Genomic DNA, 19,720 nt, shown 5'->3' on the forward strand with positions numbered 1-19,720 from the left:
AAAAACACATCAACAACAAAAAAAGCAGTAATTTCAATCGATTTCAAGCTATCAATGGATTATTCGATGAGAAAATGAGGTTTGAATTCCTATACATCAAAAAAAACTGTATTTTCGAAAGTGTAAAAAAAAAGCGTTTTGTATGAGATCGTTTACCAGTATTTTAGTTAGCTTAATGTTAAGCTTTCCGATATCTGCGCAGGAGTTGGGGCTTCCCTTTTACCATTATTTTTCAAGTAAGGAATATGATGGTGGGATGCAGAATTACGCTATAGGTCAAAACAAATATGGCATCATTTATTCAGCAAATAATTTTGGTTTACTAGAATACGATGGCGGGACTTGGGAAAGATATGCTTTACCCAATAGCACCAAAATCCGAGATTTTTTCATTGAAAATAATGGACGAATTTACGTTGCCGGTCAAGGGCAATTAGGCTATTTTAGACCTAATCAAAAAGGCCTTCTCGAATTCATTTCTTGGACAGCCAATCTTCCATTGGAGTATCAAAACATAGAAGAAGTTTGGAAAGTATTTAAATTCAACGATGATTATGTCTTCTGTTCTTTTAACGCCGTGTTTATTTTTGATCATAACGGAGTTTTGAAAAAAACTATTGAAGCAGAAGGAAATTTCCAAAGCTTTCACCAAAACAATAATCAACTCTATTTTCAAGATAATATCGGAGGTTTTTTAAAACTAAACAGTGATGGTTCTACCATAAAATTATCCGACCCGAGCATTTTCAAAAATGAAGTCATTACCGGTGTACTCGAATCTGGTACTGGTCAGATTAATTTATATCTCGCCAATGGTAAAATATTTTCTCAAACTTCTCAGCGCACACAGGAAGTTAGGCTTCCCCAGTCGGAATTGGTTAAATCAATCAATTCCATCATACGGCTTAAAAATGGGAATATTGCTATTGGTACTCAATATCAAGGATTATTTATTTTTGAGGAAAATGGGGATTTGATTCTCCATATGGATAAAGAGAATGGTTTAAGAAATAACACGATTTTATCACTTTTTGAAGATGTGATTGGTAACCTCTGGATTGGTCATAATAACGGGATCAGCTTCTTGGAATTAAGACTGCCATTTAGGGTTTTAGGAAGAGATTCAGGTATTAATGGTACGGGATATACAGCGGCTCAAGTGGGAAGCGACATTTTTATGGGTACCAATATCCATGTAAAGAAAATTGGAAGAAGAACACAAGAAATGAAGGAAATCCTTAGTTCAGAAGGTCAATCTTACAGTTTCTCAATCATTAATGATGACTTATTATTGGCTCATAATAACGGAGGATTCCTCATCAATGAAAATACTGCTATTCCATTTAATGGTCTGGATGGAATCTGGAATTTTCTACCATTAGCTAAGGATCCAACGTATTTGCTGGCAGGAACTTATAGTGGACTAGCTATTTTTCAAAAAATAAATGGGACTTATCAATTTGTTAGGAGACTCGATGGCTTTAATGAATCTTCCCGATTGATCCAACAAGACGACCAAGGGAATATATGGATGTCACATGGTTATAAGGGCATTTACCGTCTTCAAATATCCGATGATTTACGTGAGGTAACTGCAAAGTTTTATGGTAATAAGGAAGGATTACCCACTAATTTGTTAAACTCCGTTTGGAAAATTGGAGGAAAATTGGTGTTTACAACTGAATATGGATTATATCTATATAATTCTCAAACTGACCGCTTTGAAAAAGAAACACTCCTGAACAGCTACTTTCCTGATGATCTATTAATAACTAGTCTGGTGGAAGATCCTATTGGAAACATATTCTTTATTGGTTCCACAGAAATAGGGGTCTTAGAAAAGCAACAAGATGGTTCTTACAAAAAACACAACCAACTGTTCAATAGATTACTACCTCTTTTAAACGACGATCTTCAGAACGTTTCTTTACTCAAAAGTAATGAGGTTTTATTTGCTGCCAAAGAAGGTTTTATTTGGTACAAAAAAAATCTGAATGAGACTATACCTGCTGCTTATCCAACCTTTATCCGCTCAGTTTATATAACCGGCACTAGTGACTCACTTGTCGCAATCGGTAAAAATATTGAATTAATGGAGGAAAGATTTGGGCTAGAAACAAACGGGAAAAACCTTATTTTACCATTTAAACGTTCTGCTATTCGATTCGAGTTTTCCAACAGTATACCAAATAGCTGGCTGAGCACACAATTTAGAGTAAGACTGGAGGGTTTAGAAAATGAATTTGGAGAGTGGGCCAGTAAAAGTGATAAAGAATACACCAATCTAAGAGAGGGAGTTTATACTTTCTATGTTCAAAGTAAAGATGTATATGGACAAATTGGCGAGGCTGTTCCGTTTACCTTCACCGTTCTACCTCCTTGGTACCGAACGAGTATTGCATATTTCATATATGTGATTAGTTCACTTATACTTTTGGTCGTTGTATTCAAACGAATTGATAAACAGTATCAGAAAAAAACCAAAATCATCACTGCCAAGCAACAGGAAGAACTCGATAAAAAATCAATAGACCTAGAACAATCCAAACAAGAATTAGCTCGCTTACAAACAGAACGCTTGGAAGCAGAAATCCAAAGCAAAAACAAAGAGCTTGCTTCTGCTACCATGCATTTGCTCAACAAAAATGGATTTATTGACCAAACCAAAAACCATCTAGGCCAGATTATCAAAAAGAGTAAAAATCAGGAAGTAAAAAACGAACTTCAGAAGGTTATCAACAGCATTGATAAAAATATTGCAGAAGACAATGATTGGGAACAGTTTGAAATGCATTTTGATCAAGTACATGGTGACTTTATGGAACGATTTAAAAAAGCACATCCTAATCTTAGCCCTCAAGAAATTAAATTAACAGCCTATCTACGTATGAATCTTTCTACCAAAGAAATAGCATATTTGATGAATATCAGTGCTCGTGGCGTCGAGATTTCCAGGTATAGATTACGAAAGAAACTCAATTTGGAACGTAGTGAAAATCTACAGGAATTCATCCTGAAATTCTAACTGTATGCACATGAAAAGCAAGTTTGAAAAAAGGGCTATTTTTACAGCATGAATTCCAAAAGGGTATTGATCATCACCTATTACTGGCCACCTTCTGCAGGTTCAGGTGTTCAACGTTGGTTGAAGTTTGCTAAGTACCTGCCTGAGTATGGTTGGGAACCGGTGATTTTCACCCCTGAAAATCCGGATTTTGAACTTCAAGATCAATCCTTAACCAAGGAAATTGATCCGACTCTTGAAGTGATTAAATTCCCAATATGGGAACCATACGGAATATTCAGAAAAATAAAAGGGCAACAATCTGGAGATCCCTCCAAAGTATTAGAAAAGAAAAATCCTTCCATTTTTGAGCGATTCAGTATTTGGCTACGAGCAAATGTGTTGATTCCTGATCCAAGAGTTTTCTGGGTGAAGCCTTCTGTTAGCTTTTTGGAGGAATCGATTTTAAAAGGGCGGTATCAGGCCATCATTACAACGGGACCACCGCATAGCATGCACCTAATTGGGATGAAGTTGCATGAAAAAACAGGTATTCCATGGTTAGCTGACTTTAGAGACCCTTGGAGTCAGTGGGAGTTTTTGGATACCTTACCTATGCTGCCATGGGTTCGCCGCCGTCATCACAACTTAGAAAAAAAGGTACTTTCTCAAGCAAATGTCATCACAACCATTAGCCCGACCTTTCAGAGGGATTTGGAAAAAATCGCCAATAAACCTATTCATTTATTAACGAATGGGTATGATTCAGCAGATTTCCCAAACACATTGGGGGAAAAAAAACAAAAAGAAAAAGACCTTGAAATTGTATATTCAGGTGTAATCGACGCTATTCGTAACCCTATTCCATTCTTGGATGCCATGCAAAAAGCTTTTGAAAACCATTCAAAAACAGTTCGATTGCGCTTTGTTGGAAGGGTTTCTACCACAGTTGAAGACTATGTAAAAGCAAATGAATGGCTTGCAATACATGTGGAACTTGTAGGCTATGTCTCCCATCAGCAAGTGTTTGAATATTATCAAGCGGCCGATATACTCTTGTTGATTTTAACTACCACTAAAAACGCTCAAGGGAATATTCCTGGGAAATTGTTTGAATATATGGCTAGTGGAAAAACCATTATTGGGTTAGGTGATCCGGAGGGAGATTCAGCTAAGATTATTGAACAAGCCAAGGCAGGAAAAGTCTTTCATCCTAGCAATGAGAAGGAAATAATGGAGGCACTAGTCAATTTTGACCCAATAAAAGGAACTTCGGACCTGAAATCTATAGAGATATTTTCGAGAAGGAGTTTGACTGAGGAACTTGCAGGGATACTCAATAATTTCTAAACCTCTGATTTTTAGAGATTTTTTAAATCGATTGTTTCTTATTGAGAAGTAAAAAGACAACTTGATATCCTGGATAAAACAATAGAATATTTCAATCAGGTGACAAAAGTCATACATCCTATCAATAATAAAATCTACATTTAGACAGTATTTTAACCTAAGTCTTATCAAGTATTTCTGAATCCTAAATAGCAATGGGACCTGATAAAAAAACCACTATATACATCCCCTATGAAAATTAAATCAGCTTCTATTGTAGTCTTAATTTTATTATTATCACTATGCTCTATTTCATCAGCGGTCGCACAAACTATCACTGTATCGGGTACCGTTCGAAATACCAAGGATAAGGAAGCACTTCCATTTGTCAATGTTCTGGTAAAAAATACTGCGGACAGTTCTTTTGTCACAGGAACAGTAACCAACGAAATAGGCCAATTTACCTTAGCACCCCTCAAATCAGGAAAATACCTAATCTCATATTCCTACATTGGGTTCAAAGCTATCACCCAAACCCTAGAAATCGGAAGATTAAGTAATTTCTTAGACCTAGGGATAATTTATCTAGATGAGTTTACCAATCAGTTGCCTGAAGTAACTGTCTTAGGAGAAAGAGAAGCCGTAGAAACAGCACTGGATAGAAAAGTATTTACCCTGGATGATAATATCAGCCAATTAGGGGGCTCCGTCTTACAAGCGATGCAAAATCTGCCTGGAATAACCATAGATCAAAACGGGACGGTATTTCTTAGGGGAAGTAACAAAGTAGCTATCCTGCTCGATGGAAAACAAACGGCAATCACTGGAATAGGCGCCCAATCAGGTTTGGAAAATTTCCCTGCATCCTCCATCGAACGTATAGAAATCATCAACAATCCTTCCTCCAAATACGATGCCACTGGAAATGCCGGTATCATCAACATCATCTTCAAAAAAGAAAAAGAATCTGGCTGGAACGGAAAAGTAGGAATGATTGCAGGCGTAGGAAACTTACTGGAGAAAAAGGCATCACTGCCAGGCATACGGGATCAATATCGATTTACCCCAAAGCTAAATCCATCCTTTTCTCTTAACTACAAGGAAGATAAAATCAATGTCTTTTTTCAAGGGGATGTACTATGGCATCAGCAGCTGATGAAAAGTGAGTTTACCGACAGGATTTTCAATGATGGTACACACATAAGACAGCAATACATCGAAAACAGAACTCAGCCGATTTACAATTTTAGAACTGGGGTGGACTGGAATCCGAATGACCGACATTCCTTCACCTTTTCCGGCTTGTTCAATTACAGGGAATATACTGATTTAGGAGACATCATCTACCTAGACGCCTTGACAGATCAACGATTGAGATTGTGGCAATACTTTGAAAATGAAGTCAATCAAACCCTCTTTGCAACAGTTACCCACCGCTATAATTTTAGACAACCGGGACATAGCCTGACGACTTCATTCAATTATTCCTTCCGTAGAAAAGATGAAATGTTCTATTTCGACAACCAAACGCTAGAGTTGACAGGGACAGATACTACTGCATTGATTGCGGATGAAAATATTTTCGATTTCACGATGGATTATGTCAAGCCCTTAAGAAGCGGTCGCATGGAATTAGGAACCAAACAACGGTCCAGAGTATTTCCAAACCTGATAACATTCAATCCTGGAGACAATTCCATTTTGGACCTACGACTTGCCGGAAGTGCTGAATATCAGGAATGGTTATCCGCAGTCTATGGTAATTACATTTTTGAAAAAAATAAATGGGAGTTGGAAGCGGGATTGAGGCTGGAGTATGTGAAAGTAGATTACTTGGTAGACCCGAATCATGCAGTCTATGAAAGTGCGGGATTTGATTACTTCGAACCATTTCCTAGCCTCAGAGCATCCTACTATATTTCTGACAAAAGTAATTTCAGTTTCTTCTACAACAGAAGAGTGGATAGACCTGAAGAAAAAAATCTGCGCGCCTTTCCAAGTTATGCTGACCCCGAAATATTGAGCATTGGTAACCCAACACTCATTCCCCAATTTACCCAATCGTTGGAAGCGGGGTATAAGCAATCTTTTGACAAAGGTTATTTCTACGGTGCATTTTATCATCGTGCTTCACAAAATATTCTCACGCGCATCATTACGGAAGTTCCTGGCAGTAATCGCTTGGTTGCCATTGATCAAAATGCTGATCGTGGTTGGAATACAGGTGTAGAATTGGTTTGGTCCCAAAAATTCGGAAATCGAACCACCATCAATGCCAACTCCAATCTCTATCAAAATAGAATCGGGGCTTTCGATTTGATCAATGCTTATCCTTCCGGCATCAACTTTTCCAGAGCAGAAGAACAGGCATTTACAGGAAATGTAAAAATCAATGGGGTATTCAAACTTGCAAAAAATTATGATCTCCAATTGACTGCGATCTACTTGGCACCGGACATTGTTCCTCAAGGAAGAATTCTAGCAAGGTATCACATGGATGGAGGGGTGACCAAGAAGATTCAATCTGGTAAAGGTGAACTCTTTTTAAACGCTTCAGATATTTTCAATACACTGATCATTCGGTACAAATTGGAAGGAAATGACTTTACCCTCAATTCAAGCGATTACTTTGAGACCCAAGTCTTTCGATTAGGCTATAGTTATAGATTTTAATAGAAGAAAATAGCACCATGAAAAAATATCTCATTTACCTCATTCTCCTATGGAATTTCCAAGTACAAGCACAGGAGGAAACCTTTGATTATACCGTCGAAATCAATCCCATTTCCATTCCTGGACTTCCGGGCCTTCATTCATTCGCTTTTGCTCAGCATGAAAATTACTGGTTAATTCTTGGAGGCAGAACGGATGGTTTGCATGCCAGACAGCCAAATCGCTCGTTTCCAGCCGAAGCTAATAATACAGAAATGTATGTAGTTGATATTAACGCAAGAAAAGTATGGTCTAGGTCACTGGATAACCTTCCCGTTTCCTTACAAGAACAATTGCAGGCCACCAATATGAACTTTATTCAAGATGGGGAAACGCTGTATTTCATTGGTGGCTATGCTTTTGCACCTTCTGTTCAAAATCACATCACATTTCCATACGTAACAGCCATACATATCCCCAAGCTCATAGAAGCAATTATCAACCAAGAAACTGGAATCAATAATTACTTCGTACAACTAGAGGACCAACGATTTGCCGTTACAGGCGGCCAAATGGGGAAAATAGGTGATACTTTTCACCTTATTGGCGGTCATAGATTTGATGGTAGGTATAATCCCATGGGCAACCCATCCTACATCCAAAGCTACACCAATCAAATCAAGAAGTTTAAGCTCATTCACAGTGAAACAAACCTTCAAATCGAATCATATGAAAGCATTGTTGATCCAGTCCATCTGAGAAGAAGAGATTATAACTTGGTCCCTCAAGTATTTGGTTCAGGTGAACTTGGCTACATGATTTCTTCTGGTGTTTTCCAGATCAATGCGGATTTACCTTTCCTTTACCCTGTTGACATCCGAGCATCAGGCTACGAACCAAGAACTGAGTTTAATCAATACCTCAGTAATTATCATGGTGCCAAGGTCGCTTTATATGATGCGGAAAATCAACAAAACCATGCACTCTTTTTTGGAGGAATTAGTCAATACTATTATGAAAATGGTAGCCTGATAAAGGATGATTTAGTCCCTTTCACAAAAACTATTAGCAGAGTCACTCGCTATGCTAATGATACGTTGCGTGAGTTCTTAATCCCTACAGAAATGCCAGGACTACTGGGAGCCAGTTCAGAATTCATCGTAAATAAATCCCTTCCCGCCTATAGCAATAAAGTGATCAAACTTCATGAGCTAAAGGAGGATTCTTTTATAGTAGGCCATATTGTTGGGGGATTATCAAGTCCTATAAAAAATCCTTTTTCAAGCAATCAAACTACCCTTACAAGTGCGGAACCAACCATTTATGAAGTAGTCCTAAAAAAATCTGTAATTACTTCAATCCCGCCAGTTGACGGGAGAAATCCTTTCGACATTACAATATACCCTAATCCCTTTCACAACTCCTTTACGGTTTCTGTATTTCTAGAAAAAGCTACGAAAACCGACTTATTCATTACAAATGCACATGGTCAACTGATACAAAAAGAGAATTTGTCAACCCAAATAGGTGCTAACAATCTACCGATTGTTTTGGAGCAAAAAGAAACGACTATTCCTCTCTTTGTCACGCTCGTTTTCGACGATAAATTCTATGTCAGTAAAAAATTAGTAAAAGCAAGGTAACATTCGAGATTACTTTGCTAACTAAAAAACAATAAACCTCAAATCCTCAAACTTAAAAATCCGATTATCACTCAAGGTTAATTCCAAGGTGATATCAAAAGTAGTTTCTTTCTCAGGTTGTTCTTTTAGGCGAATATCCAAAGGCATAGCTTCCAAAAAATTAAACCTATATCGAATCAAGGATTCAAAGGATGTATCAGAACCGAATCCAGCCACGCGAAATAGTTCTGTAATCTCTTCTCCTGAGGAAATCGCTTGGTCTTTCCATTCCAAAGCGCTATTACTTAAGATTTTTATCGCTTTCAAGGGATGAGCCGAACCAGGAGGAATTGGATCACAAGCAAAAGCTGCTGAAAAAAAGGAAAAAGATTTAGTATGGGTTGAGGCATTCGCATAGGTGACTTCATCTACCAAAATCCGGATGATTAAATCATCCACAGCATACGGTTGGGTAGGATCGACTACTTGATTATTTGCTAAAACACCTGCTGTCATCGTATCAATTACAAAATTTCGAGGCGTGGGCAAGCGTCCACAGGCACACTCATCAAAGCAAAATAAATCACAGGATAAGGGAAGAAAACCCATTAAAATGAGCAGGAAAAAGAAAAAAGGTTTATTGGCTTTCATAAGGCAGATCTCATAATTATTTCCTTAACGACCAGGTTAGTCCAATATGAATAGATATGACTATCAACTAGTTTAGTCTAAAGCTAATACGAATCAACTAAAAAAACAATCGGAGTCGGGAGAACTTTTCCAAAGTTTTATAGGCATGATTAATTATAGGAGCTTTCATCTCAACTTTGGAAAAGTTTGTAAACGTCCGAAAGAGAACTTTTCCAAAGTTTTTCGGGATGATTTTGACCCACTGCTTGATGTTTCAACTTTGGAAAAGTTTACCTCTCTTAGAACACCTCTTTCGCAATCTGATAGGTAGCCTCAGCTTTACTCATCGTGTAGTAATGTAAAACCTTCACACCGTTTTTGATTAAATCCTTACTTTGATAAATGGCCCAGTCTATCCCCACTTTTTTTACATCTGCATTGGTTTTGCACTTTTCCAGTTCATCCATCAAGGCATCCGGCATATCGATAAAGAAGGTTCGTGGAAGCATACTGATTTGTCCCAACGTGGTTATAGGTTTTAATCCTGGAATAATCGGCACATCAATACCCATCTCCCGTACCTTTCGTACAAATTCGTAGTATTTCTCGTTGTCGAAAAACATCTGGGTTACGATATATTCTGCACCAGCATCAATTTTTTCTTTCAAATACTTAAGGTCCGTACGCAAGCTGGGGGCTTCAAAATGCTTCTCAGGATACCCTCCCACTCCTACACAGAAATCCGTATGATAACTTGTCTCCGTTTCTTCGTGCAAATACTTGCCATGGTTCATCCCTACAATCTGTTTGACCAAATCTTTGGTAAATTCATGACCTCCTTCTTCCGGAACAAATTTATTGGCTGTCTTCGGAGCATCTCCACGCAAGGCAAGGATATTTTGTACACCAATAAAATTCAAGTCAATCAAGGCATTTTCCGTCTCCTCCTTGGTAAATCCTCCACAAAGCAAATGCGGTACTGCATCTACATGAAAGCGGTTCATGATAGCAGCACAGATTCCCACCGTACCTGGACGCTTTTTAGTAGCTACACGCTCCAATAAACCATTGGGATGCTTTTTGTAAATAAATTCTTCCCGATGATAGGTCACATCCACAAAAGGTGGTTTGAATTCCATCAAAGGAGCTATTCCATCACATAAATCCTGCATACTCTGCCCTTTCAATGGCGGGAGGATTTCAAATGAAAAAAGTGTTTGTTCTGCTTGCGTGATATATTCAGTAATTTTCATACGCTCTTAATTAACTTTCAATAGGTTGTTGAGATGGATTATAAGCTAAATTTGGAGATAACCACTTTTCTGCTTGAGCCATGGAAACCCCTTTTCTTCTGGCATAATCTGCTACTTGATCTTCTCCGATTTTTCCGAGCCCAAAGTACTTACTTTCAGGGTGTCCAAAATAAAAGCCAGAAACAGAAGAAGTAGGATACATAGCAAAGGAATCAGTTAAGGTGATCCCAGTGTGTTTTTCTACTTCCAATAAATCAAATAATGTTCGCTTCTCCGAGTGTTCCGGACAGGCAGGATATCCAGGTGCAGGCCTGATACCTGTATAGGCTTCTTTAATCAGAGATTCATTATCCAGATTTTCTGTCTGCGCATATCCCCACAATTCTTTTCGAACTAATTCATGCAAATATTCAGCACCTGCTTCGGCTAATCTGTCTGCCAAGGCCTTCAGCATGATGTCGTGGTAATCGTCGTGGGCTGCTTGAAACTCTTCCAATTTTTGTTCGATTCCCCAGCCTGCTGTCACCGCAAAACCTCCAAGGTAATCTTCCTTTTCCGGATGTAGGTAGTCGGCAAGCGATCGATTGGGCACTCCTTTACCTTTTTTACCTTGCTGACGCAGGAAATGGAAACTCACTTCTTTATCGGCGTCAATAATCGAGACATCATCTCCACTCCTTTTTACAAGAAATAAGCCGACTACTGCTTTTGCACTGAGCCAATTTTCAGCAATAATCTGATCTAGCATGGTATTCGCTTCCTGATACAATTTGGTGGCTTCTGTCCCCACTATGGGATCTTCTAAAATTTTTGGATACTTACCAGACAACATCCATGTACTGAAGAATGGTGTCCAATCAATGTACCTCCTTAAAATATTCAGATCTAAATCTTCCAAGACCGTAATCCCTGTTTGAATTGGCTTCACAGGAACATAATGATCCCAGTCAATAAACACAGGATTGGCTTTGGACTCCTCATAAGACACCAATTGCTTGATCTGTTGCTTGGCTTCATGTTCTATCCGTAATTGTCGGTAAGTCTCTTTGATTTGCACATGATAAGCTTCTCTGGTTTCCTCAGAAATGGATTCCCCCGCAATCGGAACTGATTTGGAAGCATCTGTCACGTGGATCACTGTGCCTGAGTAGACAGGATCAATTTTAACCGCTGTGTGGATTCTTGATGTTGTCGCCCCTCCTATCAATAAAGGAATCTTCAAGCCCTGACGCTCCATCTCAGAAGCCACATTGACCATTTCGTCTAAAGAAGGTGTAATCAAGCCGGAAAGCCCAATGATATCTACTTTGTTTTTGATGGCCTCGTCAATGATTTTTTGGGCTTCCACCATCACGCCCAAATCAATAATTTGGTAGCTATTACAAGCCAAAACCACCCCAACGATATTTTTACCAATATCATGCACATCTCCTTTGACAGTTGCCAACAGTATTTTCTTCACACTGCTTTGCTCCGCATTGAAGTCAGCATCCCCAACTTTGGGCATAAATGGCTCTAAATAAGCCACGGCCTTTTTCATAACACGGGCAGACTTGACTACTTGGGGCAAAAACATTTTGCCTTCACCAAACAAGTCTCCCACCACATTCATCCCATCCATCAAAGGACCCTCGATGACTTTCAAAGGATTTTGATAGTTCAATCGGGCTTCTTCCGTGTCCTCAATGACAAAGTCTATAATCCCTTTCACAAGTGCATGCTCAATCCTCTTTTCAACAGCATCCGATCGCCAAGCTTCGTTGATTACCTCTTTTTTACCCGAAGACTTGACGGTCTCGGCAAATTCCAGCAAAGCCTCTGTCGCTCCTTCGTGCCTGTCGAACAATACATCCTCCACTTTATCCAAGAGATCTTTCGGAATATCATCATATACTTCCAACATGGTAGGATTGACAATCCCCATATCCATTCCATGCTTGATGGCATGGTACAAAAATGCCGCATGCATAGCTTCTCGTACGCGGTCATTTCCACGGAAAGAAAAACTGACATTACTCACCCCTCCACTTACTTTAGCTCCAGGAAGGTTTTGTTTGATCCATTGGGTAGCCAAAAAGAAATCCAACGCATTTCTGCGATGCTCTTCCATCCCAGTAGCAACAGGAAAGATATTCGGGTCGAAAATAATGTCATGTGGATTGAATTTTACCACATCTACCAAGATGTCATAACTACGCTTGCAGATCTCTATCCTTCGCTCATAGGTATCTGCCTGACCTTGCTCATCGAAGGCCATTATCACCACCGCTGCTCCAAATTTTTTAATGGTTTTAGCCTGATGAATAAACTCCTCTTCCCCATTCTTCAAACTGATGGAATTGACGATGCTTTTACCCTGCACGCATTTCAATCCAGCCACGATAATCTCCCAACGGGAAGAGTCTATCATGATTGGAATCCGGCTAATCTCTGGTTCTGAAGCTATCAAATTCAAAAATCTTGTCATGGCAGCCACTCCATCCAACATCCCTTCATCCATGCACACATCCAAGACCTGTGCTCCTCCCCTTACCTGATCCAAAGCCACATCGAGTGCTTCATCGTATTGACCATTTAAGATCAATCGTGCAAATTTTTTCGATCCTGTCACATTGGTCCGTTCTCCAACATTGACAAAATTGATTTCTGGAGTGAAAACCAAAGGCTCCAAACCAGATAACTTCAACACTTCACTATGACGTATTTTACTCATCGCTACTCACTTCAAATTCTTTAATTCTTGGGGTATATTTCCCGGCAATTTCAGCAATTGCACGAATATGGTCAGGTGTGGTACCACAACAACCGCCCAATATATTGACATATCCTTCCTTTAAGAAAACTTCTATTTGATCAGCCATCTCTGAGGCTCCTTGGTCATATTGACCAAATTCATTGGGCAAACCTGCATTCGGATAAGCGGACACTAAGAAAGGCGCATTTTCAGCCAAAACTTTCAAGTACGGCCTCAACTCTTTAGCTCCCAAAGCGCAATTTAATCCTACTGAGAAAAGCGGTACGTGGGAAACGGAGATCAAGAAAGCCTCTGTGGTTTGCCCTGAAAGGGTTCTACCAGATGCATCTGTAATCGTCCCTGAAATCATTACAGGAACACCTCCTTCTTCTGGATTCAAAGGAATATTCCTTTGTTCAAAAACCTCTTGTATAGCAAAAAGAGCTGCTTTAGCATTCAAAGTATCAAAAATTGTCTCAACCAATAAAATATCAGCACCTCCATCCAACAAGCCTTTCACTTGCTCTTCATAAGCAGCCACTAACTGATCAAAGTTTATCGCTCTATAACCAGGGTCATTCACATCGGGGGAAATTGAAGCAGTCCGATTGGTTGGGCCTAAAGCACCCGCCACAAATCTAGTTCTTTCCGGGTTTTTTGCCGTAAACTCATCTGCTACTTCTCGTGCAATTTTGGCTGAGAAGAAATTGATATCATAAGCCAAATGCTGCAATCCATAATCTTCCTGAGCAATAGAAGTCCCCGAGAATGTATTGGTTTCAATAATGTCAGCACCCGCTTCAAAATAAGCAGCATGAATAGCCTTAATGATGTCCGGACGCGAAAGCGACAGTAAGTCATTATTCCCTTTTAAAGGTCTCGGGTGATTGGCTAGCTCTGCAGTCCTGAAGTCTTCTTCTGAAAGTTTATACCGCTGAATCATGGTGCCCATGGCTCCATCCAAAATTAAAACTTTTTGCTGTGCGAGTGCTATTAATTGTTCCGTTCTATTTTTCATAATCGTTATTAAAAAGCTTATACGAGCAGAACCGGAAGATAAAAGTTGAATCAACCGCTCATCTTTTTCCGGCATTTCCGGAAGGGGAATTAGCACCTTGCATTCAGGTTGCTAAGACGTCGTAGGGCCCATCCCTCGGTCTTTCTCGATAAGCAAGCTCAAATTTACAGACAAAAGGTGGAATTATTGGGCTTTTTTGCAAAATATTCGCTCTTTATCATCAAAAACATCAAAATCAAGGATGAAACTTGTGTAAATTGTAAACAAAAAAACCTGTATGAATTATCGATCCCTTCTGCTTTTACTCATTTTTGCTTGCCAGCCTGTTAAGGAACACTCAAGCAATGGATCTGAACTTCAACAACAAGAAATCACTGCTTGGGATGCAGATGCAAGACTTGAAGAATTAGGAATTGCGCTTCCCGAAATCTCCAATCCAATTGCCAATTATGTCCATGTAGTCCGCTCGGGGAATCTCTTGTTCTTGGCGGGTAAAGGACCACAACTTCCAGAAGGAGGATATATACTTGGAAAAGTTGGAAAAGACCTGAGCATAGACGAAGGCAAAGAAGCCGCAAGATTAACAGCTATCGCACAATTAGCAGTGCTCAAAGCAGAACTTGGTAGTCTCAATAAGGTCAAACAAATCGTTAAAGTCTTGGGAATGGTTCATTGTGAGGATGATTTTACCCAACATCCACAAGTGATCAATGGATTTTCTGATTTGATGGTAGGAGTTTTTGGTGAAAAGGGAAAACACGCAAGGTCGGCTGTAGGTATGAACTCCCTTCCATTAGGCTTTGCAGTAGAAATCGAACTGATCGTAGAAATTGAAGATTAAGGCCGAATACCCAAACTCACTTGCACATACGGGTTGCTCATGTAAGATGCCATTCCCAAGTCTCCTAACCTGTAAGCTCCCAGCGGCTGTTCATAGCCTGCATGTACTGCTGTGAAAACTTTGAAGAATTTACCCAAGGCAAGAGGAAGACCATAGCCCACATAAACCTCAGGCTTGACCATCAAACCTCGTCCTGTTAGGCGGCCATCAAAATCGGGCTCTTCAAATAAGGCTGGAAAATCAGGCTTGTTGGGATTATACAAAGTATATCTCAAATTCCCATATCCGAGACCTCCAAGTACGCCCATCTCAAGATTTTTAAACTCGAAAAATTTCTTCCCTAAATTAGCATATAATCGAACAGAATTGAGCGTATGCTCCAACTGCTCAGAGGCCTGCCCACTCATTCCAAGGTTATACAAATCAATACCGTAAAGCCAATCCTTACTATATCCCATGATTTTCAACCCCCAGTTATTTGGCCTTCCTGAAAAGGTATTGTATCCTTTCTCAGCTAATCGTTCATTTAATGCTGTCGGTGATGTAAAATTCATGCTCCCAAAAAAATGAACCCCAATATCAGCGTCTTTGTAAAAGTAATTGTGATCTGGTATGGAGATACCTGCTCCTAACCTTAGGAAAGCTCCACTTTGAATAGAGCTGAAACTTATGCCATTCAACTTCCAAGAATCTTCAAACGGTGAAAAAGAATAACCAAATTTAGCAATCAATTCCAATGCTTCACTCCGTCCCGGGATAGGCAAATCATACGCCATCTGAAATCCAAACTCCGTCAAAAATCCAGTCATATTGAGACTGTTTTGCTGTACGTTTCCATCTCGCAAAATATATCCTTGACGAGGATTGTCCATAAATTGACTAAATGTTGCAGGTTCATCCGGACGTAACATCTGAAAGTTCAAATATCCGGCCCCTACTGCCATGTAGTGTATCAACTGAAATCTACCTTCTTCTGTAAATGCAAAGCCAACATTCAACATGGCTCGAGATGTACGGTAACCAATCCTGTAATCATCGAAATCTGATCGAGGACCAGAACTTTGGATCAGTTCCATTCCCAAAATAAAATCATTAAAACGGGCCATATATCCAAGGGTAAAATTGGTGTACCCTTTTCGCATTGGACTTAATCCTTTGTCTGCCAATAAATTGTTAAACTCCCGCAAATTTGCTCCTGTGGTACCAATAGTACCATAAAAAGTAGATCTATTCGTCATTGAAGACTGCGCATGTAAGTCTTGGAAAAATAAAAGGCTAATCAGAAGTCCAGCTATTTTTTTCATTAGTGAGAATTTGATGTCAAAAATACAGCTAATGTGATGCAATCATCAAAAATTACTCAAATTATGTTGTAACAACTTGATAAGCTTTGCATACATATGATCTGGATTAAACGGTTTGGGTACGTATTCATTCATCTTCAACTCCTCAAATTTTTCCTGAATTTCTTCCCATGGTGAAGCAGTCATGGCAATGAGTGGCAAGTCCTTTATATGCTGATCTTCATGAGAACGAATAAAACGGGCAACATCTAAGCCATCCTTTCGAGGCATTTGAAGATCTAAAATCAATAAATCAAATTTTTCATCCGCCAAAACTTCGATAGCTTCCTGCCCGTCATTGACAATGGTGAAATTTCTTACACCCCATTTTTGCATAAATTTTCGAATCATTAACTGATTGACCACATTATCCTCCGCAATCAACACACGGGCCTCCCTTAAATTATCCTTTAATTCCTGAATAGGGGTTTGCGAGGTGTTACTTTCAGCTTGGGATGTTGCAAATTTGATGGCAAAATTAATCGTGGTTCCTTTATTTACTTGGCTATGGACGTGAATTTCACTACCAAACAACTGGATTAGTTTTTTAACAATAGCGAGTCCCAAACCTGTACCTCCAAACTTCCGGGTAGTCTCTGTGCTAGCTTGGGTAAATGCATTGAATATATCTTGAATTTTATCTTCCGGAATACCGATCCCTGTATCTTGTATAGTAAAATCCAGTAGGACACCGTTTATATGTTGTCTTTTACGCTTTACAACCACTTTTATAAAACCAGATTCTGTAAATTTAATAGCATTGGACAATAAGTTATTGATAATCTGAGTGAACCTAACTGGATCTCCAAGTAAATTATTGGGTATCTGTTGGTCAAAATCAAATATGATCTGAATGTCTTTTTCTCTTGCCTGAAATTTATAGGAGGAAATCAATCGATTGATTAAATTTTTGATATCAATGGGAATGCTCTCAATTTCCAACTTACCGGACTCCATTTTATTGAAATCCAAAATATCATTAATCAGACCCAGTAAATTTTCTGCCGAAAACTGTAAGGTTTTGAGATTCTCCAGTTGGTCTGGTCTAGGATTTTCTTCTATCAACAAGTGAGTCAATCCAATCACTGCATTCATTGGGGTGCGGATTTCATGACTCATGATAGAAAGAAACTGTGTTTTGGCGTTGGCCGCCATTTCGGCACGCTCTTTTGCCAAAATCAATTCCTTTTGTGCTTCCCGTAGCTTGGTGACATCCCGTGCAATGCCATTGTACAAAAAAACCCCATCACTACTGTAAATCAATTTACCATTTGAAGCAAAAGTCTTATAAGAATCATCTTTCGTTCTTAACTTAAACTCCAAAAACTGATTTTTAGACAAAAAATGTTCATCTAGTCTCAAAAACTCCTCAAATGCCTCAAGATCGTTAGGATGCATGTACTCTGTCAATTTGGAGCCAATCACTTTAGCTGCTTCAAAACCTAAGTACTGTTCTATATTGGGTGATAGATAAGTAATGGTTAGATCAGGCTTCAATGAGAAAATGATTTCTGTACTATCCTCTACCAAGGTTCTAAACTTCTCCTCACTTTTCATCAACTGCTCACGAGCGGTGTACTCATCTTCAATATCCCGTACAATACCAAAAGCATATTCTACTTTTTCTCCATATATGATCGGCCGAATGATGATTTGATGATGTCTCTTTTTGAAAACTAACACAGACTCGACAATTTCTCCGTGATAGATGACTGTCTCAACCAAAGGTTTGATTTGGTTAAGATTGCGGGTATGTACTTGCGATAATAACTTTCCCTCAAAATCTTTCGCTTTCACCTTCCAATTTTCAAAGAGTGTTCCTTCTGATACCACATACCTAAAATTCCTATCAATTAAAAAAACGTTTGTATTGGGAATATTAGAGGCAAGTAATCGGTAACGCTCTTGACTCCTAATAATCTCTTCCCTACTCTTTTTCATATCGGTCACATCCGTCATGTAACCATATAGTTCGGGACCTTTGTATTCCATATCAGACTTGGTCTGAATACTAAAGAATATAAATTTTTTATTCCCCTGATCTGTTTGAATAAGCAATTCTCCCGCTTCTCTGCTACCAGTTTGAAGTGTTTTTCTGATTTTCTGAATTAAGATACTGCGATCTTGAGCTTGGATCAACTTTAAAGCCTCTTTAAGCGATAGGGCTAAATCAGGAGTACTGATCTCAAAGAGCTCACAAAAACCCGGGGTAACAATGATTTTATTCTGGTTGAAACTATAGCGCCAAGAGCCTGATTTTGCGATTTTTTCTGTATTTAGCAACAAATTTTCATTCCTATCCAACCGCTTTTTAATGGCACGGTTGACAAAAGCACCAGAAAAAATATCCCCTAACTGCTTAAGGGCTGATAAATCTTTCGCTGTCCATAATTCTTGATTATTGAAACTACTTACCCCAAAAAAACCTGCGAAATCATTCCCCGCATAAAAAGGAAGAAACAAGCAATTGCGAGCATTGGCACTGCCAAATATATAGGGGAAAATTATTTCCAAAGTATCGGTACTTTGACCAGCTTCTATAAACACCAATCCATCTGAATCATGCGTTTTAAAAAAATCCTTAACAGTATTTATACAAAGGTTTTGCTGAAGTTGTCCTAAACTTATTTCCCATTGATACACGAGTTCCAACTGTTCATCCCGAAACCTCGAACGATAAATAAACCCCTTCTCAGCACCAAAGAAAGTGGTAAGTTTTTCGAGCGCTTCATGAAAAGCCCCATCTAAATTTTCATAAACTGAATTCACAAACTTAGCTGAAAGATCCGCCAGTAAGGTTTCTACTTTATACTTCTTCTCTAGGGATTTCTTCGCAGAAAATAAATCCGTAATATCTCGACCATTGAAAAGAATACCTTGGATATTGGGGTCATCCAATAAATTAATCACTAGGTTTTCGAGCAAAATTTTGCGACCATCCGCCTTTCGCATCCAAAAATCAACAGTCATTTGCTCTTTGGATGCTAACAAAAGGTCAAATACTTCTTCATCGATCTCGATGGAGCCTTTGGATACAAATTCCCGGAAAGATTTGCCGATTATTTGACTTGGCTGATAGCCTAAAATATCTATCACGGCAGGACTAATGTATTTGTACACACCATCTTTATCCAAAATGGCAATCATATCCAAACTTCTTCTCATCACTCCTCTTAAGAATGAAAGTTCTGCTTCACTAGATAAAAAATACGACTCTGTCGGATCGGTTTTTTTAAATACGGTCATATCCTTGGCATAAAGGGGGCTGAATCACGGTGATTTAGCAGTAATTTA

The 19,720-nt window shown here is 39.0% G+C and carries 11 protein-coding genes and 1 riboswitch; of the genes, 5 read left to right on the forward strand and 6 right to left on the reverse strand.

Annotated elements, in window-relative coordinates:
• The first annotated feature begins 142 nt into the window (after positions 1-142).
• The 4 genes from ACXIUD_RS02730 (at position 143) to ACXIUD_RS02745 (ending at position 8,628) form a co-directional block, all read left to right on the forward strand.
• Complete coding sequence (locus ACXIUD_RS02730) at positions 143-3,025, forward strand: two-component regulator propeller domain-containing protein (RefSeq protein WP_458051078.1); 2,883 nt, start codon at positions 143-145, stop codon at positions 3,023-3,025.
• Positions 3,026-3,073: 48 nt separating this feature from the next.
• Positions 3,074-4,354, forward strand: coding sequence for a glycosyltransferase family 4 protein (locus ACXIUD_RS02735; RefSeq protein WP_458051079.1), 1,281 nt, complete (start codon positions 3,074-3,076; stop codon positions 4,352-4,354).
• Positions 4,355-4,585: 231 nt separating this feature from the next.
• On the forward strand, positions 4,586-7,006 hold the full coding sequence (locus tag ACXIUD_RS02740; RefSeq protein ID WP_458051080.1) for an outer membrane beta-barrel protein: 2,421 nt from the start codon (positions 4,586-4,588) through the stop codon (positions 7,004-7,006).
• A 17-nt stretch (positions 7,007-7,023) separates the two neighbouring features.
• A complete protein-coding gene (locus ACXIUD_RS02745) occupies positions 7,024-8,628 on the forward strand; it encodes a hypothetical protein (protein ID WP_458051081.1) in 1,605 nt (534 codons plus the stop codon).
• A 21-nt stretch (positions 8,629-8,649) separates the two neighbouring features.
• On the opposite strand, the gene ACXIUD_RS02750 is transcribed toward ACXIUD_RS02745, so the two are convergent.
• The 4 genes from ACXIUD_RS02750 to ACXIUD_RS02765 all read right to left on the reverse strand — a co-directional run bounded on the left by ACXIUD_RS02750 (position 8,650) and on the right by ACXIUD_RS02765 (position 14,242).
• Complete coding sequence (locus tag ACXIUD_RS02750; RefSeq protein WP_458051082.1) at positions 8,650-9,258, reverse strand: hypothetical protein; 609 nt, start codon at positions 9,256-9,258, stop codon at positions 8,650-8,652.
• Positions 9,259-9,536: 278 nt separating this feature from the next.
• The gene (gene metF / locus ACXIUD_RS02755; protein WP_458051083.1) at positions 9,537-10,490 is read right to left on the reverse strand and encodes a methylenetetrahydrofolate reductase [NAD(P)H]; all 954 of its coding nucleotides are present in this window, start codon (positions 10,488-10,490) and stop codon (positions 9,537-9,539) included.
• 10 nt (positions 10,491-10,500) lie between these two features.
• Positions 10,501-13,203 (reverse strand): methionine synthase, encoded by a 2,703-nt coding sequence (metH, locus tag ACXIUD_RS02760; RefSeq protein ID WP_458051084.1) that lies wholly within the window; start codon positions 13,201-13,203, stop codon positions 10,501-10,503.
• Positions 13,196-14,242, reverse strand: coding sequence for a homocysteine S-methyltransferase family protein (locus tag ACXIUD_RS02765; protein WP_458051085.1), 1,047 nt, complete (start codon positions 14,240-14,242; stop codon positions 13,196-13,198). Before ACXIUD_RS02765 ends, metH begins: the two co-directional genes overlap by 8 nt.
• A 55-nt stretch (positions 14,243-14,297) precedes the next feature.
• Positions 14,298-14,397: riboswitch (SAM riboswitch) on the reverse strand.
• A 122-nt stretch (positions 14,398-14,519) separates the two neighbouring features.
• Here ACXIUD_RS02765 and ACXIUD_RS02770 point away from each other — a divergent pair.
• Positions 14,520-15,083, forward strand: a complete 564-nt coding sequence (locus ACXIUD_RS02770; RefSeq protein ID WP_458051086.1) for a RidA family protein — start codon at positions 14,520-14,522, stop codon at positions 15,081-15,083.
• Here ACXIUD_RS02770 and ACXIUD_RS02775 read toward each other — a convergent pair.
• Together ACXIUD_RS02775 and ACXIUD_RS02780 are read right to left on the reverse strand one after the other, a co-directional pair.
• A complete protein-coding gene (locus tag ACXIUD_RS02775) occupies positions 15,080-16,387 on the reverse strand; it encodes a hypothetical protein (RefSeq protein WP_458051087.1) in 1,308 nt (435 codons plus the stop codon). The two genes, ACXIUD_RS02770 and ACXIUD_RS02775, sit on opposite strands and share 4 nt — an antisense overlap.
• Positions 16,388-16,432: 45 nt before the next feature.
• Complete coding sequence (locus ACXIUD_RS02780) at positions 16,433-19,672, reverse strand: PAS domain S-box protein (protein WP_458051088.1); 3,240 nt, start codon at positions 19,670-19,672, stop codon at positions 16,433-16,435.
• Positions 19,673-19,720 lie beyond the last annotated feature (48 nt).

The organism is Mongoliitalea sp., assembly GCF_054166905.1.